Source organism: Deferribacter abyssi (genome assembly GCF_049472655.1).
Classification (GTDB): Bacteria; Chrysiogenota; Deferribacteres; order Deferribacterales; family Deferribacteraceae; genus Deferribacter; species Deferribacter abyssi.
The window spans coordinates 72,671-96,926 of sequence record NZ_JAQNCS010000001.1; the positions used below are offsets into that span (position 1 = coordinate 72,671).

The 24,256-nt window shown below is 32.2% G+C and carries 24 protein-coding genes; 21 read left to right on the top strand and 3 right to left on the bottom strand.

Annotation, left to right across the window (positions count from 1 at the left end):
• Positions 1-198 precede the first annotated feature (198 nt).
• Both secA and OWK30_RS00315 read right to left on the bottom strand, forming a co-directional pair.
• On the bottom strand, positions 199-2,775 hold the full coding sequence (gene secA / locus OWK30_RS00310; RefSeq protein ID WP_423322435.1) for a preprotein translocase subunit SecA: 2,577 nt from the start codon (positions 2,773-2,775) through the stop codon (positions 199-201).
• Entirely contained in the window at positions 2,775-3,683 is a 909-nt protein-coding gene (locus tag OWK30_RS00315) for a phosphate-starvation-inducible PsiE family protein (RefSeq protein ID WP_423322437.1), read from the bottom strand. Before OWK30_RS00315 ends, secA begins: the two co-directional genes overlap by 1 nt.
• A 105-nt stretch (positions 3,684-3,788) precedes the next feature.
• Between OWK30_RS00315 and hisB the strand changes: the two genes are divergently transcribed.
• The 18 genes from hisB to OWK30_RS00405 all read left to right on the top strand — a co-directional run bounded on the left by hisB (position 3,789) and on the right by OWK30_RS00405 (position 19,889).
• Positions 3,789-4,370 carry an imidazoleglycerol-phosphate dehydratase HisB gene (gene hisB / locus OWK30_RS00320; protein WP_423322439.1) on the top strand — a complete coding sequence of 194 codons (582 nt, stop codon included), beginning with the start codon at positions 3,789-3,791 and terminating at the stop codon, positions 4,368-4,370.
• Positions 4,371-4,988, top strand: coding sequence for an imidazole glycerol phosphate synthase subunit HisH (gene hisH, locus OWK30_RS00325; protein ID WP_423322442.1), 618 nt, complete (start codon positions 4,371-4,373; stop codon positions 4,986-4,988).
• Positions 4,982-5,704 carry a 1-(5-phosphoribosyl)-5-[(5-phosphoribosylamino)methylideneamino]imidazole-4-carboxamide isomerase gene (gene hisA / locus OWK30_RS00330; RefSeq protein WP_423322444.1) on the top strand — a complete coding sequence of 241 codons (723 nt, stop codon included), beginning with the start codon at positions 4,982-4,984 and terminating at the stop codon, positions 5,702-5,704. The genes hisH and hisA overlap by 7 nt, the downstream gene beginning before the upstream one ends.
• A gap of 5 nt (positions 5,705-5,709) precedes the next feature.
• Positions 5,710-6,159 (top strand): phosphatidylglycerophosphatase A family protein, encoded by a 450-nt coding sequence (locus OWK30_RS00335; RefSeq protein WP_423322446.1) that lies wholly within the window; start codon positions 5,710-5,712, stop codon positions 6,157-6,159.
• Positions 6,156-7,367, top strand: coding sequence for a competence/damage-inducible protein A (locus OWK30_RS00340; protein WP_423322448.1), 1,212 nt, complete (start codon positions 6,156-6,158; stop codon positions 7,365-7,367). Before OWK30_RS00335 ends, OWK30_RS00340 begins: the two co-directional genes overlap by 4 nt.
• Before the next feature lie 10 nt (positions 7,368-7,377).
• Positions 7,378-7,932: an RNA 2',3'-cyclic phosphodiesterase gene (thpR, locus tag OWK30_RS00345; RefSeq protein ID WP_423322450.1), complete on the top strand. Its 555-nt coding sequence runs from the start codon at positions 7,378-7,380 to the stop codon at positions 7,930-7,932.
• 14 nt (positions 7,933-7,946) lie between these two features.
• On the top strand, positions 7,947-8,960 hold the full coding sequence (gene recA / locus OWK30_RS00350) for a recombinase RecA (RefSeq protein WP_423322452.1): 1,014 nt from the start codon (positions 7,947-7,949) through the stop codon (positions 8,958-8,960).
• Entirely contained in the window at positions 8,961-10,073 is a 1,113-nt protein-coding gene (locus OWK30_RS00355) for a type IV pilus twitching motility protein PilT (protein WP_423322454.1), read from the top strand.
• A complete protein-coding gene (locus OWK30_RS00360; RefSeq protein WP_423322456.1) occupies positions 10,063-10,536 on the top strand; it encodes a regulatory protein RecX in 474 nt (157 codons plus the stop codon). Before OWK30_RS00355 ends, OWK30_RS00360 begins: the two co-directional genes overlap by 11 nt.
• Positions 10,517-10,960 (top strand): 50S ribosomal protein L9, encoded by a 444-nt coding sequence (rplI, locus tag OWK30_RS00365; protein WP_423322458.1) that lies wholly within the window; start codon positions 10,517-10,519, stop codon positions 10,958-10,960. The genes OWK30_RS00360 and rplI overlap by 20 nt, the downstream gene beginning before the upstream one ends.
• Positions 10,950-12,281 carry a replicative DNA helicase gene (gene dnaB, locus OWK30_RS00370; protein ID WP_423322460.1) on the top strand — a complete coding sequence of 444 codons (1,332 nt, stop codon included), beginning with the start codon at positions 10,950-10,952 and terminating at the stop codon, positions 12,279-12,281. Before rplI ends, dnaB begins: the two co-directional genes overlap by 11 nt.
• Before the next feature lie 173 nt (positions 12,282-12,454).
• On the top strand, positions 12,455-13,363 hold the full coding sequence (gene lpxC / locus OWK30_RS00375; RefSeq protein WP_423322462.1) for a UDP-3-O-acyl-N-acetylglucosamine deacetylase: 909 nt from the start codon (positions 12,455-12,457) through the stop codon (positions 13,361-13,363).
• Positions 13,364-13,493: 130 nt separating this feature from the next.
• A complete protein-coding gene (locus tag OWK30_RS00380) occupies positions 13,494-13,835 on the top strand; it encodes an STAS domain-containing protein (protein ID WP_423322464.1) in 342 nt (113 codons plus the stop codon).
• Positions 13,816-15,696: an alpha-amylase family glycosyl hydrolase gene (locus OWK30_RS00385; protein ID WP_423322466.1), complete on the top strand. Its 1,881-nt coding sequence runs from the start codon at positions 13,816-13,818 to the stop codon at positions 15,694-15,696. Before OWK30_RS00380 ends, OWK30_RS00385 begins: the two co-directional genes overlap by 20 nt.
• Before the next feature lie 125 nt (positions 15,697-15,821).
• Complete coding sequence (locus tag OWK30_RS00390) at positions 15,822-16,913, top strand: hydrogenase small subunit (protein ID WP_423322468.1); 1,092 nt, start codon at positions 15,822-15,824, stop codon at positions 16,911-16,913.
• A 25-nt stretch (positions 16,914-16,938) separates the two neighbouring features.
• Positions 16,939-18,651, top strand: coding sequence for a nickel-dependent hydrogenase large subunit (locus tag OWK30_RS00395; RefSeq protein ID WP_423322470.1), 1,713 nt, complete (start codon positions 16,939-16,941; stop codon positions 18,649-18,651).
• Positions 18,652-18,660: 9 nt separating this feature from the next.
• Positions 18,661-19,344: a Ni/Fe-hydrogenase, b-type cytochrome subunit gene (gene cybH, locus OWK30_RS00400; protein ID WP_423322472.1), complete on the top strand. Its 684-nt coding sequence runs from the start codon at positions 18,661-18,663 to the stop codon at positions 19,342-19,344.
• 71 nt (positions 19,345-19,415) lie between these two features.
• Positions 19,416-19,889 carry a hydrogenase maturation protease gene (locus OWK30_RS00405; RefSeq protein ID WP_423322474.1) on the top strand — a complete coding sequence of 158 codons (474 nt, stop codon included), beginning with the start codon at positions 19,416-19,418 and terminating at the stop codon, positions 19,887-19,889.
• Here the strand turns inward: OWK30_RS00405 and OWK30_RS00410 are convergent.
• Positions 19,884-20,777 carry a GGDEF domain-containing response regulator gene (locus OWK30_RS00410; protein WP_423322476.1) on the bottom strand — a complete coding sequence of 298 codons (894 nt, stop codon included), beginning with the start codon at positions 20,775-20,777 and terminating at the stop codon, positions 19,884-19,886. The genes OWK30_RS00405 and OWK30_RS00410 overlap by 6 nt on opposite strands.
• Before the next feature lie 526 nt (positions 20,778-21,303).
• Here OWK30_RS00410 and OWK30_RS00415 point away from each other — a divergent pair.
• The 3 genes from OWK30_RS00415 to OWK30_RS00425 are packed head-to-tail and all read left to right on the top strand — an operon-like array spanning position 21,304 to position 24,243.
• The gene (locus OWK30_RS00415) at positions 21,304-22,296 is read left to right on the top strand and encodes a cytochrome c3 family protein (RefSeq protein WP_423322477.1); all 993 of its coding nucleotides are present in this window, start codon (positions 21,304-21,306) and stop codon (positions 22,294-22,296) included.
• 28 nt (positions 22,297-22,324) lie between these two features.
• Positions 22,325-23,350, top strand: coding sequence for a cytochrome C (locus tag OWK30_RS00420; RefSeq protein ID WP_423322479.1), 1,026 nt, complete (start codon positions 22,325-22,327; stop codon positions 23,348-23,350).
• Entirely contained in the window at positions 23,350-24,243 is an 894-nt protein-coding gene (locus OWK30_RS00425) for a formate dehydrogenase subunit gamma (RefSeq protein ID WP_423322481.1), read from the top strand. Before OWK30_RS00420 ends, OWK30_RS00425 begins: the two co-directional genes overlap by 1 nt.
• The last annotated feature ends 13 nt before the right edge of the window (positions 24,244-24,256 follow it).

Below are 24,256 nucleotides of genomic sequence, written 5' to 3' on the forward strand. Positions count from 1 at the left end.
AAAAGTGATAATTGATTATTAAATGAATAATTTTCATGATCTTTAATATTCAAATTTTTAAACAAGTATTAAAGGAGAATGCTTATTGTTTGAGAACTACAAAAATAGGTAATATTACAACTTAATACATAATCAGTTGCCACTTTATCAGTGGCAACTGAAGTAATTATAAAATGTTTTATTTTGAAAGTACAGTTACTATTGATTTGCTCCACAACATTTCTTGTATTTTTTACCACTGCCACAAGGGCATGGATCATTTCTTCCAATTTTTGGTTGCACTCTTTTTATAGGTTTCTTTTTTGTTTTTTCTTCGGTACTATCCCCAAATATATCTCTTCGCTCTTCTCTAATCTCTTGTTGTTCTTTTTTAAAACTAATATCTTCTTCCATTTCCACCTTAATATGTGTTAAAAACTCCATAAATTCGTAAGAAATTCGATTCATCATATCCATAAACAAGTTATAAGATTCTTTTTTATACTCAATCAGAGGGTCTTTTTGGCCATAACCTCTTAACCCCACCGAATCTCTTAAGTAGTCCATATTTAGTAGGTGTTCTTTCCAGCGATTATCAAGAATATTAATTAAAAGGAATCTAACAAACCCAAAAAAGTGTTCACCTAATTCTTGCTTCTTTTCATCAATTTTCTTATTAATTTTTGTTAAAATATCTTTTTTTTCTTCATCAATTGATTTTTTAGTTATTGTTTCATCTAAGTTGAAGTTTATATCAAATATTTTTTCCAATGCAGAAGACAAACCTTTTATATCAGGATGATCAGGGATATCAATATAGTTTTTTATAAGATCATCTACTATATTTTCGATGTGTTCTGCAATTATTTCATCAAGATCTTTACCTTCTAATATTGTCCTTCTAAGAGAATAGATAACCTGTCGTTGTTGATTCATTACGTTATCATATTCTAAAAGGTGTTTTCTTATTTCAAAATGCATCGCTTCAACTTTTTTTTGGGCATTTTCTATTGCTTTGGAAATAAGCGGGTGCTCTATTGGCTCCCCTTCTTCCATACCTAGTTTATTCATTATTGCAGAAATTTTATCAGAACCAAAAATTCTTAGAAGGTCATCTTCCAAACTCAAGAAAAATCTTGAAGATCCAGGGTCTCCTTGCCTTCCAGAACGACCTCTTAACTGGTTATCAATTCTTCTGGATTCATGCCTTTCTGTTCCAAGAATATGCAAACCACCTAGTTCTGCTACTCCAGAACCTAATTTAATATCAGTACCTCTACCTGCCATGTTTGTAGCAATAGTAACGGCATATTTTTCACCAGCACGAGCTACAATTTGAGCCTCTCGCTCATGATATTTTGCATTTAATACTTCATGTGGTATCCCTTTTTTCTTTAGCAGTTTGCTTAGGTATTCTGATTTTTCTATAGATGTAGTTCCAACTAAGACAGGGCGGCCGATACTGTGCATCTCTATGATTTCTTTTACTATTGCCTCATATTTTTCTTTCATTGTTTTGTAAATGACATCAGGATAATCTTTTCTAATCATAGGTTTGTGCGTAGGTATTACAATTACATCAAGTCCATAAATTTCTCTAAATTCTTGTGCTTCTGTTGCGGCAGTACCTGTCATGCCTGCAAGTTTTTCATACATCCTGAAGTAGTTTTGGAAAGTGATAGAAGCAAGAGTCTGGTTTTCACTTTCTATCTCAACCCCTTCTTTAGCTTCAAGAGCTTGGTGTAATCCTTCCGAAAATCTTCTCCCTGGCATAAGTCTTCCAGTAAATTCATCCACAATGATAACTTTTCCATCTTGAACCACATAATCGACATCTCTCTTGAAAAGAGCATGAGCTTTTAATGCATTGTTTACATAATGTAGTGTATCCATGTTTTTAATATCAAAAAGGTTTTCAATTTTGAGAGCAGATTCTATTTTGTTGATACCAGTTTCAGTAAGTTTTACCGTTCTACTTTTCTCGTCAACAGTATAGTCTTCATCTTTTTTTAGCATTCTAACAATTCGGTCAATTTCATAATATTTATCGGTAGTTTCATCTGTAGGACCACTTATAATTAATGGAGTTCTTGCCTCATCGATTAATATACTATCTACTTCGTCAACAATAGCATAATGCAGGTCTCTTTGAACATACTCATCGAGGTCGTATTTCATATTGTCTCTTAAGTAATCAAAGCCGAATTCGTTATTGGTACCATAAGTTATATCTGCTAGATATGCTGTTTTTCTATCGCATTCAACAAGTTTTGTGGAAAATTTTTCTTTGTTATCCCATTCCACTAAATAAGATGTTTCATGCTGAATTACTCCTACAGTACGTCCTAAAAACAGATAAATTGGTCCCATCCATAATGCATCTCTTCTTGCAAGGTAATCGTTTACAGTGACAAGATGGGCACCTTTCCCGGATAATGCATTTAAATAAAGAGCAAGTGTTGCAACAAGAGTTTTACCTTCACCTGTTTTCATCTCTGCAATTTTGCCTTTATGTAAAACATATCCACCCATAAGCTGGACATCAAAATGGCGCATATTGAGGGTTCTTTTGCTGACTTCCCTAACAACTGCAAATACATCGACTAAAATATCGTCTAAGCTTTTACCATCGTCTAATTTTGATTTAAATTCAGTAGTTTTTTGACTTAATTGTTCATTAGATAAATTTTTAATTTCATCTTCTTTAGCATTAATTTCATTAACAATAGGCTTTATTTTTTTTAGATATCTATCGTTGTAGGAACCAAAGATTTTCTTTGTTAACAGTTTTATCATTAGTTTCTCCTTCTAGGGTTGTCTATTTTTTCCATTCTAGCTATAAGCCAATATATTAATCCTAAAATAAGTATTGATGCAAGTACAAAGTAAACTCCTCTACCACTTGTTTCATGTTTTAATGTTAATATTAAAAGATCTCTAATAAAGGCGATTAAGGCCACTCCAATGAAGACACTGATTCTAAATTTACCACCTTTTAAAAGCTGAATTTCTGTGTGAAGAAGCTCGATTAAAACCCATAATATTAAAAGAGACCCCAATGCGGTAATAAGAATTTTACTGCTTCCATGTTGATAGGTATCAACAAGCTCAGCGAAAAAAGTGTAGGCTGCTTTCATCGTTAACAAGACAAGAATGAAAACAAGTATAGAATTCATGAAAAACATAAATCGTTCACTAAAGGATACTACAAGTTCGCGAAGTGAAAAAATTGATGTAAATTTCCTTAATTGTTCACTATGGTATGCACTGCTCATAATAGCAGCATTTATATCAACGAACTTGTGAACACTTATAAGAACTTCTTTCCTTTTAAAATCATCATTTATTGTCAAAAAAATCTTTTCGTGAAACCATCTTCTTACAAAGCTAAACATAGTATTTATAGCATTTTCATCAATTTTTAAATCTACATGTTTTTTGCTAGCATTAATTAAAAACTGATAAAATGTATTATTAAAACTTGCTTCAAAAAATTTTTCATACCATATTTCAAGCTTTTCTTTATGTGTAAGAAAGCGCTCTAAGGGGATTTGCTCTGTAAAATCAAACTTTTTCCCGAGGTATTCGTAAAAGTCCTCAACAAACTCTTTCTTGTATTGAATCATTGAATCCTTTATTGAACGGATATTTTGTTTATCTTTGTCGCTTATTTCGTAAAGAGGCGCTATCTTTCTTAGGTTCATAAGTTCTCCAAAAAAAGATTATTTATTTTTTTCATTTTTAGTGTAGAATTTATATAATATTATAGCTTGTTTTACGCAAGGGTATATTTATAAAAAGGGGATAAAATGAGGCGAAAAACTATAACAAGAAGCACTAATGAAACAACCGTTGAGGTTGAGATCAATTTGGATGGAAAAGGCAAATATGAAATTGACACACCAGTTGGTTTTTTTAATCATATGCTTACACTTTTTGCTCATCATGCAAAAATAGATTTAAAAGTAAAGGCTGATGGTGATATTGATGTTGATTATCACCATCTTGTAGAGGATGTTGGTATAACTCTTGGTAAAAGTTTTTATGAAGTTTTGGGTGATAAGAGAGGGATAGAACGTTATGGTTCTTTTCTGTTGCCTATGGATGAGGCACTGGTAGAGGTTGCGGTCGATTTTTCAGGTAGGGGGTGTTTGAATTACGATGTTGAATTTTTTACTGAAAAAATAGGTGAATTTCCAAGTGAATTAGTTGAAGAATTCTTTAAGGCTTTTGCTGAAAATGCCAAATGTACTCTTCATATAATCAAAAGATATGGTAAAAATAGCCATCATATTTCAGAGGCTATATTTAAATGTGTAGCAAGAGCTATTAAAGTTGCTATATCTAAAGCAGGTGATACAGTAAATTCTACAAAAGGAGTGCTTGAGTAAATGATTGCCATAATAGATTATGGTGCTGGTAATATAAGAAGCGTACAGAAAGCTTTTGAGTTTGTAGGATTTGAATCGGTTATTACATCTCAGAAAGAGGTGATTGATAATGCTTCACATATTGTTTTACCTGGAGTTGGAGCATTCGGAGATTGTTTGAAAGGAATTGTTAATCTTGGTTTCGTAGAGGTAATTCATGAAAATATTAGGAAGGGAAAACCTTTTTTAGGAATTTGTGTTGGTATGCAGCTTTTATATGAAAAAAGCTTTGAATTTGGGATATATGAAGGACTTTCCTATTTTAAGGGTAGTATTTTGAGATTTCCTGAGGATATAGTTTCGAAGGGGATGAAAATTCCTCATATGGGTTGGAATAATGTTATGTTTTGTTCTGACCATCCTCTTATAAAAGGGATTGAAAATGGATCGTTTTTCTATTTTGTACATTCTTACTTTGCTCCAGTGGTGGAAAGTGAAACTGTTGGTATATGTGAATATGGTTTAGAATTTTCTGCAATGGTGGCTAGAGATAATGTAATAGCAACCCAATTTCATCCTGAAAAAAGCCATGAGAATGGATTGAAAATTATAAAAAATTTTGGAGAGTGGAAATGTTGATAATACCTGCCATCGATATATTGGGAGGAAAAGTTGTTAGATTGAAACAGGGGTTAATGGAAGAGTCAAAAAGTTACTTTGAAAATCCGTTAGATGTCGCAATGATGTTTAAAGATTTTGGTGCAAAACGGATTCATATTGTGGATTTGGATGGTGCAAAATATGGAGATACAGTCAACTTTGATATTATTAGCAAAATAGTTACAAAAACCGATCTTGAAATTGAAGTGGGTGGTGGAATAAGAGATCTAAGTAAACTAAAAGTTTATTTTGATATTGGGGTAAATTATCCAATTATTGGAACTGCAGCGATTAAAAATAAAGATTTTACAACAGAAGCGTTAAGTGAATATCCTGATAAGATTATCCTTAGCTTTGACTGTAAAGGTGGGTTTGTAGCTACAGATGGGTGGTATGAAAAAAGTGATATTACTATATTTGAGATTTTAGATTATTATGGAAAATATCAGCCATCGGCTATAATTTATACTGATATAGAAAGAGATGGAATGTTAACAGGTTATAATATTGAAATGTTGAAAAAAATATCAAAACATTCCAAATTTCCTATAATTGCTTCAGGCGGTTTAAAAGGTATTGAAGATATTAAAGCTGTTTTAAGGATAGAAAATATCTTTGGCTGCATTGTAGGTAAAGCATTTTATGAAGGTAAAATTGATTTAAAGCAAGCGTTTAAATTACAAACTAAGGAGTGATTTTTATGCACAAATTTTTAAAATGGACAGCCACGGGGCTCAATGTGGGGTTTGTTGAATATATGCCTGGTACTTTTGGGACGCTTGTGGCTGTGCCGCTTGTTTTGTTGACAGGTGTTTTTTCGATTTTTGTTAAATTTATCTTTTTCATTATTTTGTTTATTACTGGAATTATAGCAAGCGAATACTATCAACATTACTATGATAAAGAGGATCCTTCAGAGGTGGTAATAGATGAGATTGCTGCATACTATTTCATTATGATTTTTTTCCCCATAACTTATATGAATTTATTACTATCTTTTTTCGTATTTAGAATATTTGATATATGGAAACCCTATCCGATTAAGATTATTGAGAAGAGTATAAGTGGTGGGGTAGGTATTATGATAGATGATATTATTGCGGCCTTATATACTCTAATTGTAATGTTATTGTTTAAGGCGTTTATATGAAAGCTGCAATTTATGCTATTGGAAATGAGATTTTAGAAGGTAGTATTGTTGATACAAATTCTGCCTACATTGCAAAAATCTTAACTGATTTTGGTATTAAGATAATGGAAATTAAAATATTACCTGATGATAAGGAATGCCTCATTAGTCAGTTTTTATACGCATTGGGCAATTATGATGTTACATTAACTACAGGTGGTTTAGGACCAACTTTTGATGATTTAACTGCTGAAGCAGTTGCTGAAGCAGCTGGAGATGTGCTTGTTTTTTATGAAGACGTATATTCTTCCATTGCTAAAAAGTTGGAAAGTAGAGGAGTAAAAATTAAGGAGAATCATACAAGACAGGCATATCTACCAAAGAAAGCCATTCTTTTTGAAAATAAGAAGGGGACAGCATTTGGCTTTGGTGTAGAGAAAGAAAATAAGTGGATAATTTCAATGCCGGGTATCCCTTATGAAATGAAACATATGTTTGAAAGCTATATAATCCCTTTCATAAAACAAAAATTTAAATTGAAACAATTTTTTAAGAAAGATTTAAAGTTCATTGGAATACCTGAATCTGATGTTGATGAAGTAATTACAAAACTGAACCATCCAGACAATGTGGAAATAATAATAAATGTATCAAAAGGTGTAATTGTTGTAAGACTGAGAAGTTATGATTACAATAATCTTATGATATTAGCTACTTCATTAAAAAATGAATTAGAAAACTTTTATTTTGGTGAAGATGATGATACAATAGAATCTGTAGTATTAAAAAAATTATTTAAAGAGAACTTTACTATAGCTACAGTTGAAAGCTGCACGGGTGGATTGATTGCTAAGAAAATAACTGATATCCCTGGTAGTTCTAAAATCTTTAAAGGTTCTCTTGTTGCATATAGTAATGAAGTAAAAACGAAAATGCTAAACGTGCATAATGATACATTGGAGAAATTTGGTGCTGTTAGTGAGAAGTGTTGTGAAGAGATGATCTATGGATGTTATGAGCATTTTAAATCTGATGTTGTGGTTGCAACTACAGGTATTGCAGGTCCAGATGGTGGTAGTAAAGAAAAACCAGTAGGGACCGTTTTTATTGGAGTAAAGATTAAAGATGAAGTGTTGATTAATAGGTATAAATTTAGTGGTGATAGAAGTACAATAAGAGAAAGAGCTGCAAATATGGCCTTTAAAATCTTATTGGAAAAACTGAGGTAAGGATGATTTTATGCGTCTTTTCATTGCTGTCAAATGTGATGAAAAACTGAATGGTTTAGTTTTTAAATCTGGGAAAATGTTAGAAAATTTTGGTTTAATTAAGCCTGTAGAGTTTGAAAATTTACATATTACTCTTGCTTTTTTAGGAGATCAAAAAGAGGAAAATCATAAAAAAATTATAGACTGTATTGAAACGGCAAAAATACAGGAAAATATCTTTGTAGTTTTTAAAAAGTTTAATTACTTTGAAAGAAACGGGATTCCTTCGGTGTTTTTTTTGGAAGGGGAGTCTAACAGTTTGGTTTCTTTTACAAACGATTTAAGAAAAAAGCTAAAAGAAAAAAAGATATTTTTTGATGACAAAAAAAAATTTATAATTCATTTAACGGTTGCAAGAATTAAAAGATTAACTGATAAAAAGGGGTTTAAAGATTATATTGTAAGATTAAATGAAGATTTTAAACCTTATAAAGCTCATATTAAGACAGTATATCTTTTTAAAAGTATTTTGACTCAGCATGGGCCTATTTATGAACAAATTTATGCGAAAGAATTAAATTGTTGAGGAGGTATTTACTTATGGATGAAAACAAAAGAAAAGCATTAGAGTTAGCAATGAGCAAAATTGAAAGGGATTTTGGTAAAGGTGCGGTTATGCGCCTTGGAGATAGAGCTATTGAAAAGCCTCCTGTGATTCCAACAGGGGCACTGTCGTTAGATATTGCTTTAGGAATTGGTGGAATTCCTAGAGGAAGAATTGTAGAAATCTACGGGAGTGAGTCTAGTGGTAAAACTACGATTGCATTACATGTAATTGCTGAAGCTCAAAAGATGGGAGGGGTAGCTGCATTTATCGATGCTGAGCATGCTATGGATCCAGTTTATGCGGAAGCGATCGGGGTAGATATTGAGAATTTACTTGTTAGTCAGCCTGATAGTGGTGAGGCTGCGTTAGAAATTGCTGAAACACTTGTGAGGAGTGGTGCTATTGATGTTATTGTGATAGATTCTGTAGCTGCTTTAACACCTAAAGCGGAGATTGAGGGAGATATGGGTGATGCTCATATGGGATTGCAGGCAAGATTGATGAGTCAAGCTCTTAGAAAGCTTACAGCAATAGTTAATAAATCTAAGACAGCTCTTATATTTATAAATCAAACAAGGCAAAAAATAGGAGTCATGTTTGGCAATCCAGAAACCACTACAGGTGGAAATGCTTTGAAATTCTATTCAACTATAAGAATTGAAGTAAGAAGAACATCAGCTTTAAAAGAGAAAGATCAGGTGGTAGGTAATCAAGTGGTGTGTAAAGTGGTTAAAAATAAAGTGGCTCCACCTTTTAAACAGGCAGAATTTGATATACTTTTTGGGGAAGGGATTTCTAAAGAGGGTATTTTAATAGATATGGGTGTAAAAGAAGGTTTTGTGACAAAATCAGGAGCTTGGTTTAGCTATGGAGATATTAGACTTGGACAGGGTAAAGAAAATGCCAGAAATTACTTAAAAGAACATCCGGAAATTGCAAAAGAAATAGAGCATAAAATTCTAGAAAAGTATGGAATGAATAAAGAAAATGAAAAAAAGGAGGAGTAATTGCTTCCATTAAATGAGATTTTAAAAAAGGCGCTTGCTAAAAGAGCTTCTGATATACATTTTAAGCCAGGTAAACCACCTGTTTTTAGGATAGATGGTGAGCTGATGCCTCAGCCTGATTTTATGAAAATTACTCCTGAAGATACATTAAAAACTGTGGCTGCAATTATGCCCAATCAAATTAAAAATAAGTTTAAAGAAAATTTTGAAGCAGATTTTTCTTATAGTGTAAAAGGGCTAGGCAGGTTTAGGGTAAATGCATATATCCAGAGAGGATCTGTATGTATTGTTATGAGATCAATACCCATGGAAATACCTGATATAGATTCGTTGCATCTTCCTGAGGTTTTAAAAAAAATAGCTCTTGAAGATAGAGGGTTGGTACTGGTTACTGGGACAACAGGTAGTGGTAAATCCACTACATTGGCATCTATGATAAGGCATATCAACGAAACAAAAAATGTTAATATAATTACAATTGAAGATCCTATAGAGTTTTTGCATCGAGATCTTAAGGCAATAATATCACAAAGAGAGGTGGGAACTGATACTACGTCTTTTTATGAAGCCTTAAAGAGATCTTTGAGACAGGATCCCGATGTTATTTTAGTGGGTGAGATGAGAGATCTTGAAACTATAGAAACTGCAGTTTTAGCTGCTGAAACGGGGCATTTGGTAATGTCTACATTGCATACTATAGATGCCCCAGAAACAATAAATAGGATTATTTCAGTTTTCCCACCATATCATCAGAGGCAGGTACGGATGCAACTAGCTTCGGTTTTGAAAGCTGTTATTTCTATGAGGCTTGTTCCAAGGGCAGATGGTAAAGGACGGGTTCCGGCAGTAGAGGTTATGATAAATACTCCTACTATAAAGGAATGTATAATTGATAAAGAAAAAACTCATTTGATTAACGACTATATTGAAAAAGGTAGAGAAGTTTATGGCTCACAATCTTTTGATCAATCTTTGTATGATCTTTTTACGAGAGGGCTCATAACGTTTGAAGAAGCTATTAGAAGAGCAAAACGACCAGATGATTTTAGACTTAAAGTCAAAGGTATAACGAGTGATTCGGGCCTTAATTGGGATAAAGAGAGTGAAAAATAATAATCCTGAAAGTTATCTAGTAAGGTTATTAGTGAAGAGAGATTATACAAGCTTTGAAATTAGAAAAAAATTACAAGGTAGATTTCAACTTGAAGAAGAAGAAATTGAAAAACTTTTAGGAAAATTTAAAGATTTTGGTTATGTAGATGATGATAGGTATAAATATAGATTTATTATGAGTAAGCTTTTATCTAGAGAAGGGCCATATTGCATTATTCAAAAGCTAAAGCTAAAAGGGATTAGTGTAGATATTAATGAAATATATAAAGTAGCAGAGAAAAATGATATTAATATAGCAGAAAATGCTAAGTTTTTAGCAAAAAAGAAGTTAAGACAATATTTAGAGAGATCTCAACAAGTTGAGATAAAAAAACTTTTTGAATTTTTAGTTAGAAAAGGTTATGACTATTTGTTAGTAGAAAAAACAGTTTCGGAGGTTTTGAATGAAAGTAATTTTTCTTAAAGATGTCAAAGGGGTTGCTAAAGCTGGCGAAATAAAAAATGTTAAGGATGGTTATGCGAGAAACTTCTTGTTTAAGAAAAATCTTGCAGTTGAAGCTACTCCTGCAAACATAAAAAAGCTTGAAGAAAGAAAATTACAAATGCAAGAAGCAGAATTGCAAAAAATTAATAGTGCAAAAAATATTGCTGAGAAACTTAAGAATATTACAGTGAAGCTTGTGAAAAAGGCTGGAGAAAATGGAAAACTTTTTGGAGCTGTAACTGCAGCAGATCTTGTGCAATCTCTTAAAAGGGAAGGTTTGAACATTGATAAAAAGCAGATTGAGCTTCATGAACCAATTAAAAAAACTGGCGAATTTAATATTAAAGTAAATCTTTATAAAGAAATAAAAGGGGAATTTAAGGTTGTTGTAAATGCAGAATAGTAAGGTTAGAATTCCCCCACACAACTTAGAAGCGGAGCAGGGGGTTCTTGCGTCAATATTGCTGGATGAAAAAGCTCTTGATAAAATAGTTCATTTATTACAGCCAGATGATTTTTATCATCCTGCACATAAAGTGATATATTCAACTCTTTTAAAACTTTCGCAGGGGAATAAACCGCTAGATGTGGTTACGTTGATTTCAGCTCTTACTGATATGAATCTCATTGATAAGGCAGGAGGAATTGATTATATTTCCACTCTTACTGATATTATACCGAATTCTTCTAATGTAGCTTATTATGCTGCTATTGTTAAAGATAAAGCGTTGCTTAGAAATCTTATCGAGATAAGCGGTTATATATCTTCTAAGGCATATGAATTTACTGGTGATATAACCGATTTACTTGATGAAACTGAAAAAGCTATTTTTCAGCTAGCTGAATTTAAGTTAAAAGGTGATGTAAGATCAATATCAGATCTTTTATCTGAGAGTTTTGAGTTATTACAAAAACTTTATGAAAAAAAAGAAGATTTGACTGGTATCCCTTCTGGGTTTGTAGATCTTGATAGACTCACAAATGGTTTTCAAAATTCTGATTTAATTATAGTGGCTGGAAGACCTGGGATGGGTAAGACAGCTTTTGCTCTTAATATTGCACTTAATGCAAGTTACAAATTTGATAAATCTGTGGCAGTATTTTCTCTTGAAATGTCGGCTAATCAACTTGTTCAAAGGTTGCTTGCAGCTGAGGCAAAAATTGAATCTACGAAACTAAGAAATGGAAAGCTTAATTTGGAAGAGTGGAATAGGCTTGCTGCAGTGGGTAGTGAGTTGAATGATATTCAACTGTTTATTGATGATACTCCTGCAATTTCTGTTATGGAGCTAAGGGCAAAATGTAGACGTTTAAAAAAGGAGCATGGATTAGATCTTGTTATAGTGGATTATCTTCAGTTAATGACTGGTAGCAATAGTGATTCAAGGGAACAACAAATTTCTGAGATTTCTAGATCATTAAAAGCTCTCGCTAAAGAACTAAATATTCCAGTTATTGCTCTTTCTCAGTTGAATAGAAGTGTAGAAAACAGAAGTGATAAAAGGCCTCAACCTTCTGATTTGAGAGAGTCTGGAGCAATAGAACAGGATGCTGATATAATCATATTTCTTTACAGAGATGAGGTCTACCATAAAGACAGTAAGTATCAAGGATTATGTGAAGTTATTCTTGCAAAGCATAGAAGTGGACCTACAGGTAGTGTTTATCTGGCATTTCTTAAAGAGTATACTCGTTTTGAGAATGCAGATCTTAGGACTGTATGATTTTGTATACACATGTTTGATTGGTGGTGTTTAGTTATTTAAACATTTTTTATGTCTATTTTAAATGAATACAAATAAAATGCTTGTTTATAAAACAGTTAGGGAGACATTAAATAGTTGTTGATTATGGTATAATACTTGCTATAATTACAGCTGTTTTGGGGGTATATACAATGTATCAGACAACATTAAACGATAAATTGATTTTTAGTGGGAAAGGGCTTCATTCCGGAGAGTTTGTTAAGGTAGAGCTGTATCCAGCTCTACCGGATAATGGTATTACGATACGTAGAGCTGATATTCCGGGTACAGAACCTGTAAAACTCACTCCTTTTAATGTTATATCCACCGTTCTTGCAACAACAGTTTATTGTGGAAATTACAGGATTTCTACTGTAGAACATCTTTTATCTGCACTTTACGGGTTAGGAATAGATAATGTTCATATTGATGTTTATGGTGATGAACTTCCAATTCTTGATGGAAGCTCATCAGCTTATGTGGATCAGATGAAAAATATTGGTGTGAAACAACTTAAAAAGAAAAGGAAGTATCTAAAGTTTACAAAAAAGATAAGACTAGAAAAAGGGGATAAATGGATTGAAATAATACCTTCAAGATATTTTAAAATAACCTTTGGTATAAATTTTAAAAATAGTATTATAAGCGAGCAAAAAAAGTTTATAACTGTTACTCCTAATACTTACTTGAAAGAAATTTCAAGAGCTAGAACATTTGGTTTTAAAGAAGAAGTTGAGCAGCTCTGGAAAATGGGGCTTGCAAAGGGAGGCTCTTTGGAAAATGCAGTAGTTGTTGATAATAATAAAATATTGAATGGGGATGGACTGAGATTTGATGATGAATTTGTAAGACACAAAATATTAGACTTAATAGGTGATATTGCTTTATTAGGCTACAGGTTTTTTGGACATATTCGGGCTTATAAGTCAGGGCATGAGTTAAATAATGTTTTTGCAAGAACTTTGCTTGAATCAAAAAACTGCTATAAAATTATAGAGTTAAATGATCAATACAGTTTTAATCCTTATGAAACTCTTGTTCTTGAACCTCAGGGGACGTAAAAATATGACTGCAAAGCGGTCAAATGTTTGAGGGGGCTTATGCCCCCTTTTTTTATCTCTGATCCAACAGTATTTAGGATTGACTAAGGTTTAATTTCACTTTATATAGCATTTTGAGTGGAGGTGACCTATGTCTTTTGATGTGATAGAAAAAAAAGATATTGTTATAATTATAATACCTACAAGACTTGATGCCTCAAATTCCCAGGATTTGAAAGATATCATAGCTCAAAAAGTGGGTGAGAAAAAGTTTAAGTTTATAATTGATTTAAGTAACACGGAGTTTGTTGATTCAAGCGGCTTAGGTGCTATGGTATCTAAAATTGCTCATTGTAGGGCGAATGGGGGAGATGTAAAAATTGTTGTTACTAATGATCGGATAAAGGAAATTTTTCAAATTACTCATCTTGATAAGGTGTTAAAAGAATATAAAAATGCTGATGAGGCAGTAGTTGCTTTTAACGAAACTTGAACGGTATTTTGATATGCGAAAAGGTTTTGATCCTTCACAATTTCATCTATTAGAAGCAGATTATTCAAAGCCTCTTCTTGATATCCCTGTAGATATAAAGAAAAAAATTTTGAATAGGCTTGCTTTACTTTATGATTCTGCAACTGCAAGAAAATGGTATCCTGAAATTGAAAGGTTAATGAAAGTCTATTATGCATATAAAACTGATTTCATGAAAGAGTGGGAGAAATCTTTTGACCCTAAAAACAGGTTTACTGAAAAAGATATAGTATTGATTACTTATGGAGATATTATTGTAAATCGTTATAAAAAGCCTATTAAAATTCTTTCTAGTTTTGCCAAAAGATATCTAAAAGGAGTATTTAATACTATTCATCTACTCCCTTTTTTCCCATATTCATCTGATAGAGGGTTTTCAGTAATTGATTTTGAACAGGTTGATCCAAGGATAGGTGATTGGGAAGATATTCTAGAGTTAAAGAAAGATTTTAAATTGATGTTTGATGGTGTTTTTAATCATATTTCATCAAAGAGTAGGTGGTTTCAAGAATTTTTGAATGGTAATCCTGATTTTAAAGACTTTTTTATCGTTCTTTCTACAAAAGAGATGATTTCTGAAGATCACTTAAAGCTAATACTTAGACCAAGAACTACACCTCTTTTTACAGAATTTAATACGATAAATGGCAAAAAGCTCGTATGGACAACATTTAGCTCTGATCAAATTGATTTGAATTATAGAAATCCTAAGGTTTTAGCAAAGATGATTGATATTTTATTGTACTATGTTAGACGTGGTGCTGATATTATAAGACTTGATGCTGTAACCTATTTATGGGAAGAACTAGGGACAGAATGCGCACATTTAAAACAGACTCATGAGACAATAAAACTTTTTAGAGATATTTTAAATTTAGTGGCACCGCATGTAGCTTTGATTACAGAAACGAATGTTCCTCATGAGCAAAATTTAAGATACTTTGGTAATGGATATGATGAAGCCCAGATGGTATATAATTTCGCTTTACCACCTTTGGTGTTGTATACATATTATACTGAAAATTCTGAAAAGCTTTCTAGTTGGGCAAGATCAATTAAAAAGGTTTCGGATGAAACTACTTTTTTTAATTTTTTGGATTCTCATGACGGTATAGGGGTATTACCTGCTAAAGGTATTTTAGACGATAACGATGTTGATATGATGGTCTTAAAAACGCTCGAACATGGTGGTTTTATCTCTTATAGGGTAGAAAAAGATGGGAAAGAGGTTCCATACGAATTAAATATTACTTGGTATAGTGCTTTAAATAATGAAAATGATGATGAAGATGAAGATATCAGGATAAGGCGTTTTATTTCTTCAAGAGTTATTGCATTATCTTTTATGGGGGTGCCAGGTATTTATATCCATAGTCTTTTTGCTTCTAAGAATGATGCTGAGGCTGTTCTAAATGAGAAGCAGACAAGGAGTATAAATAGAAAGGTTCTTAGTGATAAGACATTAAAAGCTATTCTAAGTGATAAACATTCGCATAGTTATAAAGTATTAAAAATATTATTGGGTATAATTCAGATAAGGATAAAAGAAAAGTGTTTTCATCCAAATGCTGAACAGATTGTTCTTAATATTGATAAAAGAGTTTTTGCTCTTATAAGAAAGTATAAAAATGAAGTAATTTTGGTGATTGTTAACATATCAAAAAAGAGTTTTATTTTAGATTGTGATATAAGTGATTTTTTCCCGGTAAATTCTACATTATATGATCTTTTTACAGGTAAAAAATATCAGTTAAAAAACGGTAAATTGTCAATAGTTAATTCACCCTACGAATATTTCTGGTTAAAAGGAAGCAGTATTTAAGTATTGTGATATTCAAATAACTAAATAATATCAATAGCTATTATTAATTTTTCAAATAAAAAACTGTTGCATTTTTTATAATCATATGTCAAAATTTAATAGAACGAAAGAGGGAGGTCTTATTCATGGGTAAGTTTGATAATATTTTGAAAGAGTATGGGATTAGTAGAAGAGAGTTTTTGAAATATTGTACGGCTCTCTCAGGTACGCTTGCATTGTCTCCAGCTTTTGCCCCAAAAATAGCAGAAGCCATTGAGAGTGATAATAGGCCACCTGTTATTTGGTTAGAATTTCAAGATTGTGCTGGTGATTCTGAATCTCTTTTGAGAGCAAACAGACCTACAGTAGGTGATTTAATTCTTAACTATTTATCTATTGACTATCATGAAACAATAATGGCTGCGGCTGGACATCAAGCTGAAGCTGCTAGAGATGAAACTGTTAAAAAGTATAAAAACAAATATATTTGTGTTGTTGAAGGCTCTATTCCGACAGCAGATGATGGTATTTATTGCTGTATTGGCGGTAGATCAGCAGTTGACATTTTAAAGGAAGTTGGTGGTAATGCAGCTTTTGTAATATCAGTAGGTACTTGTGCTGCTTATGGTGGTTTACCTGCAGCCTATCCGAATCCTACAGAGGCAAAATCAGTAAAAGAAATACTAGGTAGTAAAACAGTAATTAACTTGCCAGGTTGTCCGATGAATGTTGATAATTTAACTGCAACAATAGTTCATTATCTTCTTTTTGGAGCGCCACCTGCTTTAGATAAGTTTCTTAGACCAAAATTTGCTTATGGTAAAAGAATTCATGATAATTGCGAAAGAAGAGCCCATTTCGATGCAGGTCAGTTTGTGGAAAGATGGGGGGATGAAGGACACCGTCAAGGATGGTGTTTATATAAAATGGGTTGTAAAGGTCCTGAAACATTTCATAATTGCCCGACAGTTCGTTGGAATGAGGGTTTAAGCTGGCCGGTTATGGCAGGGCATGGGTGTGTTGGTTGTAGTGAACCGGGTTTTTGGGATACTATGACTCCAATTTATAGAAGATTACCAAATGTACCTGGTTTTGGAGTAGAAGCTACTGCTACTAAGATTGGCACTACTATTGTGGGGATATCTGCAGTTGTTTTTGGAGTTCATGGTATTGTTACTGCTATTAGAAATCGTGGGCTTGTAAAAAAAGTTGAAAATGAATTTGAAGATAAAGAATAATAAACTATTAAGAGAGGTGTAAGCTATGGTAAACAGAATAGTGGTTGACCCAATTACAAGAATTGAGGGTCATTTAAGAATAGAGGCAAAAGTTGAGAATGGTAAGATTGTGGATGCTTGGTCAAGCTCTACAATGTTTAGAGGTGTGGAAAAAATTTTGCAAGGAAGAGATCCTAGAGATGCGTGGTATTTTACACAGAGATTTTGTGGTGTGTGTACTACTGTTCATTCCATTGCTTCAATAAGAGCTGTAGAAAATGCCCTTGGAATAAAAGTACCTTTTAATGCCGAAATGATCAGAAACATTATAATTGGTATTCAAAATGTTCAAGATCATGTAATACATTTTTATCATCTCCATGCTCTTGACTGGGTGGATATTGTTTCAGCATTGAAAGCTGATCCTAAAAAAACTGCACAGTTGCAACAGTCAATTTCAGACTGGAAATATTCTAGTGAAGATTATTTCAGGAGTGTTCAAAATAAAATAGCTGCGTTTGTAAAGACTGGTAGATTGGGACCTTTTGGCAACGCCTATTGGGGACACCCTGCATACAAACTGCCTCCTGAAGCAAATCTTATGGCGGTGGCTCACTATTTAGAGGCTCTTCATCTTCAAAAAGAGATTATTAAAATACATGCAATTTTAGGTTCAAAAAATCCACATCCTCAAACATTTTTGGTCGGTGGTATGTCTATTCCTGTTGATCCAAATAGTCAGAATGCTTTAAATGCTGATAGGATAGCTCAGATAAAAGAGTTTGTTAATATGGCTAAGGAATTTGTGGAACAGGTTTATATCCCTGATTTACTTGCAGTTGCTAGTTTTTATCCAGAATGGACAAAAATAGGAGCTGGTCATAAAAACTTTCTATCTTATGGTGAGTATCCTGAAGATCAAACAGGTTATCCAAATGGATTATGGATTCCAGCAGGAATAGTTTTAAATGGTGATATAACCAAAGTGTTCGATGTGGATCAAAATAAGATAACAGAGTATGTAACTCATTCATGGTATGAGTATAAAGCTGGAGATGATAAAGGGAAACATCCTTTTAATGGTGAAACGAACTGGAAGTATACCGGTCCAAAACCACCTTATGAATATCTTAATGTAGATGCTAAATATTCCTGGGTTAAGGCACCTAGATATGATGATAAACCTATGGAGGTAGGGCCTCTTGCTAGAATGGTTATCGGATATGCAAAAGGGCATAAGGAAATTAAAGAGGCAGTGGACTGGGCATTAAAACAGCTAAATGCTGATGCTAGTATTCTTTTCTCAACACTTGGTAGAACTGCAGCAAGAGGTATTGAAACATTAATTACTGTTAAGAGGCTAAACAAATGGATAGATATGCTTGTCGCAAATATAAAAACTGGTGACCTGACAGTTCATAATAGTGAAAAATGGGATCCAGAGACATGGCCAAAATCAGCAAAAGGTTATGGATGGCATGAGGCACCAAGGGGGGCTCTTGGACACTGGATTATTATAGAAGATAAAGAAATTAAAAATTACCAAGCTGTGGTTCCGTCTACTTGGAATGCTGGTCCTAGGGATGCTAAAGGTCAAAGAGGTCCATATGAGGAATCATTGATTGGTACTCCAGTTGCTGACCCTGAGAAGCCTCTGGAGATTTTGAGAACAATACACTCTTTTGACCCATGTCTTGCATGTGCTGTTCATGTTTATGATGAAAAAGGTAAGTTGCGTGCAAAAGTTAAAGTGCTTTAGGAGGGCAGCATGAAAAACAATGATAATATAAAGTGTGCTGCCAAACGTTATATTTATGTTTGGGAGGCACCTGTAAGAATAAGTCATTGGCTGAATTTTTTGTGTATAATAACTTTGTCGATAACTGGATATTACATTCATAACCCATTCATTCATGCTAGTGATATTATCGAAACAACATATATTATGGGTATGATGAGGTATTTGCATTACTTAGTAGGTGTAATTTTTGCTTTTAGTGTAATGCTAAGGTTATTTTGGTTGTTTGTGGGTAATAAATATGCGAGCTGGCATTCTTTTTCGAATCCATTTAAAAAAGAAGATAGAAAAACTTTTTTTGCTTATTTGAAATATTATACATTTTTGGATAAAAATCCTCCTCATACATTAGGGCACAATCCTGTTGCTCTTGTTGCTTATATTGTACTGTTTAATCTGTTTATATTGCAAATAATTACAGGGTTTGCTCTGTGGGCACAGGCTGACCCTAACTCCACACTTTATGCTCTTACCTCATGGGTTTTCAGCATTGCTAGCAATCAATGGGTGAGATTTTTTCATTATCTTGTGATGTTTTTGATTGCAGGCTTTGTTATAAATCATCTTTACTCTGCAATTATTTTTGATTTTAAAACACAATCAGGAGAGATTAGCTCTATTTTCTCAGGATGGAAACCTGAAAGGAATCATTAAGTTTTGATGATTAAAAATTATATAGTTTATGAAGGGGGAAAATCCCCCTTTTTTTATTCGTAGGAGTAAAAATGAGAATTTTAGTTTTAGGGCTTGGTAACCTTTTGATGAATGATGATGCTGCTGGATTGAAAGCTGTGTATAGATTAAAAAAAATATATAATGATAAATTTGAGGATAAATTGAAAATTATGGATGGTGGTACACTGGGGCTCGATTTATTACCTTATATTGAAGAAGCTACCCATTTGATAATAGTAGATGCTGTGGATCTTGATTTGCCTCCAGGAACAGTTATAAAAATTGAGGGTGATGATATTGATTCTGTTTTTGAAAATAAACTTTCTCCTCACCAAATGGGACTGAAAGATATTCTTTTTGCGGCAGATATTATTGGGGTTAAACCTGAGTATGTGGTGATGTATGGGATTCAAATAGGAAATGTAAATATGGAAAACCAACTATCGCTAGAAGTTATGAAAGGCCTTGATCATTTAGTAAAAAATGTGCAGTTAGAAATAGAAAAGTTATTAAGATTGTTATGATGCAATTATAGTTTTATTTTTTCCACTTTTCTTTGCGTTATATAGCGCTTTATCAGCAGCTTCTAATGCATCATTAAGATTTTCGTATTTTTTTACAGAAGAGACACCTAAACTTACTGTGATTTTTAATTCTAAGTTGCCTATATGGAAGGAGTTGTTTTCTATGTTTTTTCTTATACGTTCAGCTATTTTATAAGATTCGTTTATGTTCAGATAAGGTAAAATAACTAAAAACTCTTCACCACCGTATCTTCCCACAAAGTCTGTTTTACGTAATGTTTGAGAAATTATTCTAGATATATCTTTTAGAACTTCATCTCCTACCAAATGGCCATAAGTATCGTTAATATTTTTGAAGTTATCGATATCAATAATAATAAGGCCTATTTCAACTTCTGGTTGTCGATAAAGATTGTTTAATTCATTTATGATACTTCTTCTATTCAATATTCCAGTTAGAAAGTCATGAATTGTTTCGTTATAGAGCTTTTCGTATGCTTCTTTTAGTTTGTTTTCAAGTTTTATAATTCTTTCAGCACTAAAAAGCCTAACTTTTAATTCTTTAAAAGAGAAAGGTTTTACAATATAATCATCAGCGCCTTTATGGAGGGCTTCTAAAGTATCGTCTTTGTCAGACTTTCCAGTTACAATTATGACATATACATAATGATTTAGGTTAAGTTCTCTTATTTTTTGGCATAGATCAACACCGTTTAGTCCTGGCATTATCCAATCTATTAAAGCAATAGAAATATTATTATTTTTTATTAATTCGAAAGCGTCTATGCCGTTTGAAGCTTCATAAACTTTATAATTTAATTTAGATAAAAAAGCACTTAATACTTCCCTAGCATCTTTGTCGTCATCGGCTACTAATACTTTGTACATAGTTTAACTCTAATAAGATATTTGATTAAATAAGCATATTTTCATTATTTAAAATTTAAAACTATAGTAAATTAATTGTTTTTGCAAGAGAAATTTTTTTCCTGGTGTCACCCCATTTTTTTTGTTGCTAGTATAACTTATGCTAATATTTCAAAAGGTTATACCTTCTTTTTATGTAAAAACACTTTTTTCATTTTCTTTAGAATGTTTAATTACTTCCGAACAAAGTTTCATTTTAGAAATTACTAGAATTTAGTTAATTATGGTTAAGATGATTAAATGGTGTTGTTACTAACCTTTAAATAGTGGCTATAGATAAAACCAATAAGCATGTTTGTGGTCTAACATGTTGGTAACAAATGCGTTAATTAAGATATATGAATAAATTAAAGATAATATATATTAAAAACTGCATATATTATTAGTAGATATAATATACTTTAACGGTAGGAAAAGTATGTTTTAAAAAAAACTTAAGTATTAAATAGTTGCAAGGTTGGCATGCGTTTTGCTTGTAGTTGGCATTATGAAAAAGCTTATAATGTTGTATTTAGTTTTTTTTAGTACAGTTTGTTTTGGTTTTGAGAAAGATATTACTGATAATGGGTTATCAATCAATAACTGTGTGAGTTGTCATAGTAATACAATTATATCTATTTTTTGTGATAAAAATATCAAATGTGTCGATTGTCACAGTGGCAAAAGCAAAAAATTAGGTTTTTTAGGTGAAGATTATATTAATCGTTTTATCTTGGAAAAAAAAGATCCGCATAACTCGAAATATTTATGTTTAGTATGTCATGAATCTAAAGGTTCAGAAAATTCAATAAATTTGAAGTTTGATGGAGATGATGTGGCTTTATGTGAGCAATGTCATAATGAAGCCACTGTAGGTATTGAGGCTCATAGTGTTAATTTTACATATAAACCTAGTGATGAAGTGAGAATACCAGATAATTTCCCGTTAAAAGATGGTAAAGTTACATGTATGACCTGCCATGTCTTTGATTGTCTAACAGGTAATCACAATGATAAATATTTAAGAGGAGAATATATAAGAAGAGAAAAGTTTTGTTATAACTGCCATAATGCAACTCATTTTAAAAAATATAATCCGCATAAACAAGTGAATGAAAACGGAGATTTAATAGTAGAGTCATGTGTTATTTGTCATAAGAAACAACCTGATATCTCAAAAGATAGAGGTATAGAATCTGTAGTGTTGAAAGGGGATATTAATGAGTTATGTAACGGATGTCATCAAATAAAAGGTGTTCATCCTACAGGAATAAATCATTTAAGAGTGCCAAATGAGGATATAAAGAAAAGAATTAAACGATTTTTAAGAAAAGAAAAAATTTATGTTCCATTTGGTGAAAATTTTAAAATATTGTGTGTTACATGTCACCTTCCTCATCAGTATGAGATGTTAAAAAATCAGGCAACAGGCAAATATGCTAAGAGGACAAGATTTAATTCAGGATATGAGCTTTGTATAATGTGTCATTTAAAAGATTAATATTTTAAAACAATAAAAGGAGGGATGGATGAAAAGTTTTTTTGTATTAGTTTTTATCTTACTGTTTAGCTGTTTTGTTTATGCAGTAGATGATGAGAATTGCTTATTATGTCACAAATATCGTACTCTTTCTCGCATTGATGAAAATGGTAAGACGAGACTCTACTATGTAAATGATGAGTTGTTTCATAAGTCAGTTCATGGAAAAATCAAATGTAAAGAATGTCACTCTCAAATTACTAAAATACCACATGAGGAGAATACTAAAGTAAATTGTTTAAATGAATGTCACATAGTGGAGCCATCTACCGAAAAAAGGTTTTCTCATAAAAAGGTAAAAGAAGTTTTAATGAACAGTATACATAATCCAAAAAACAAATATGTGAATTACAGAGATGAGAGAGATTTTCCTGATTGTATTGATTGTCATAATAACCCTTTGTTTAGACCAATTCAAATTTTTAAAGATGTTACAGAGGAAGGTTTGAGTGAAAAAGCACTAGCGAGGTGTCGTCTATGTCATAAAGAGGAAAAGTTTGTGAAGTATTTTTATAATCATGTTAGCCATAGACTGCATAACAGTAAAAACAGTGCCGAAATAGTTAGAATGTGTAACAAATGTCATGGTAAAGAGGATATGGCTACTAAACATAAATTGGTGAATGCTGTAGCAACATACTCTGACACTTTTCATGGTAAGGCTGTAAGTTTTGGATATGATAGTGCTCCAGATTGTATTGATTGTCACGTAAAAGAAAACGAGTCAGCACATGCAATTAGAAGTTATGAAGATCCGAAAAGTGCAGTATATGAAAAAAACAGATGGAAAACTTGTGCAAAAAAGATGTGTCATCCCGATGCAACACCTGGATTAGGAGAAGTGAGGATGCATGTTGTAATAAACAAAGACTTATATAAACCTGAATATTATACAGCTTTAGGATTTACCTGTCTGACACTTGGGGCTTATTTACCTCTTGCTTTGATATTAGTTTTAGAGCTCATTAGAGAAATATTTCCTAATTTAAGCTTTAGAAGAAAGAGGAGGAAATAATGATGAAAAAATATCCATTAATTAAAATAGTGAGAGGTAAAAAATATTACTTAAAATTGACTCCTGCGCAAAGATATCAACATTTTATTTTAATGACTACATTCATATTTTTGATACTTACAGGATTTCCATTAAAATTTCACTATTATCCATGGGCTAAAGTGATGATTAATATGTTTGGAGGGTTACAAGTTACTACAGTTATTCATAGAATTTGTGGTGTTACAATGGTTGGTTTGTTCTTTTTTCACTGGTATTATCTGTTCAGAAATCTTTATGTTTATTATATTAGACCAAGTATTAGGAGTAACTCTTTTTCTTTTAAAGGATTGTTTAAATTTATTTATCATTCACCAATGTTTCCAAGGGGTAAAGATCTGAAGGATGTGGTTGATTTTTTGAAATATGCTTTTTTTATTACTGATGAGAAACCAAAGCATGAAAGATTTCATTGGAGAGAGAAATTTGATTATTGGGCTGTTTTTTGGGGTATTCCTTTACTGGGATTAACTGGGTTAATTTTATGGTTTGAAACTGAAGCCACGAAAATTTTACCAGGTTGGGCATTGAATATTAGTTTTATAGCGCATTCAGATGAGGCTCTTTTAGCAGCATCGGTTATTTTGATTTGGCATATGTATAATGCACATGTGAATTATGACAAATTTCCTATGTCACCTCTGTTCTTAACGGGGTATTTACCTGAAGAAATTATGAAACATGAATATTATTTAGAATGGCAAAGATTAAATGAGTTGGCTGAAAAGCATCCTGAATTAGTTTTGGATATAGATACTTATAAAATCAAAAAGGAAAGGGAAATGGAAGAGCAATATAAAGCTTATATGGAATATCTCGATGTTGAAATAAAAAAAGATACAAATGAAGCTTAGGTTGGGAGGTTGG

Bases quoted from the DNA above. Each gene is read 5' to 3' on its own strand.
- secA (WP_423322435.1), bottom strand. From the start codon at position 2,775: ATGATAAAACTGTTAACAAAGAAAATCTTTGGTTCCTACAACGATAGA.
- OWK30_RS00315 (WP_423322437.1), bottom strand. From the start codon at position 3,683: ATGAACCTAAGAAAGATAGCGCCTCTTTACGAAATAAGCGACAAAGAT.
- hisB (WP_423322439.1), top strand. From the start codon at position 3,789: ATGAGGCGAAAAACTATAACAAGAAGCACTAATGAAACAACCGTTGAG.
- hisH (WP_423322442.1), top strand. From the start codon at position 4,371: ATGATTGCCATAATAGATTATGGTGCTGGTAATATAAGAAGCGTACAG.
- hisA (WP_423322444.1), top strand. From the start codon at position 4,982: ATGTTGATAATACCTGCCATCGATATATTGGGAGGAAAAGTTGTTAGA.
- OWK30_RS00335 (WP_423322446.1), top strand. From the start codon at position 5,710: ATGCACAAATTTTTAAAATGGACAGCCACGGGGCTCAATGTGGGGTTT.
- OWK30_RS00340 (WP_423322448.1), top strand. From the start codon at position 6,156: ATGAAAGCTGCAATTTATGCTATTGGAAATGAGATTTTAGAAGGTAGT.
- thpR (WP_423322450.1), top strand. From the start codon at position 7,378: ATGCGTCTTTTCATTGCTGTCAAATGTGATGAAAAACTGAATGGTTTA.
- recA (WP_423322452.1), top strand. From the start codon at position 7,947: ATGGATGAAAACAAAAGAAAAGCATTAGAGTTAGCAATGAGCAAAATT.
- rplI (WP_423322458.1), top strand. From the start codon at position 10,517: ATGAAAGTAATTTTTCTTAAAGATGTCAAAGGGGTTGCTAAAGCTGGC.
- dnaB (WP_423322460.1), top strand. From the start codon at position 10,950: ATGCAGAATAGTAAGGTTAGAATTCCCCCACACAACTTAGAAGCGGAG.
- lpxC (WP_423322462.1), top strand. From the start codon at position 12,455: ATGTATCAGACAACATTAAACGATAAATTGATTTTTAGTGGGAAAGGG.
- OWK30_RS00380 (WP_423322464.1), top strand. From the start codon at position 13,494: ATGTCTTTTGATGTGATAGAAAAAAAAGATATTGTTATAATTATAATA.
- OWK30_RS00390 (WP_423322468.1), top strand. From the start codon at position 15,822: ATGGGTAAGTTTGATAATATTTTGAAAGAGTATGGGATTAGTAGAAGA.
- OWK30_RS00395 (WP_423322470.1), top strand. From the start codon at position 16,939: ATGGTAAACAGAATAGTGGTTGACCCAATTACAAGAATTGAGGGTCAT.
- cybH (WP_423322472.1), top strand. From the start codon at position 18,661: ATGAAAAACAATGATAATATAAAGTGTGCTGCCAAACGTTATATTTAT.
- OWK30_RS00405 (WP_423322474.1), top strand. From the start codon at position 19,416: ATGAGAATTTTAGTTTTAGGGCTTGGTAACCTTTTGATGAATGATGAT.
- OWK30_RS00410 (WP_423322476.1), bottom strand. From the start codon at position 20,777: ATGTACAAAGTATTAGTAGCCGATGACGACAAAGATGCTAGGGAAGTA.
- OWK30_RS00415 (WP_423322477.1), top strand. From the start codon at position 21,304: ATGAAAAAGCTTATAATGTTGTATTTAGTTTTTTTTAGTACAGTTTGT.
- OWK30_RS00420 (WP_423322479.1), top strand. From the start codon at position 22,325: ATGAAAAGTTTTTTTGTATTAGTTTTTATCTTACTGTTTAGCTGTTTT.
- OWK30_RS00425 (WP_423322481.1), top strand. From the start codon at position 23,350: ATGATGAAAAAATATCCATTAATTAAAATAGTGAGAGGTAAAAAATAT.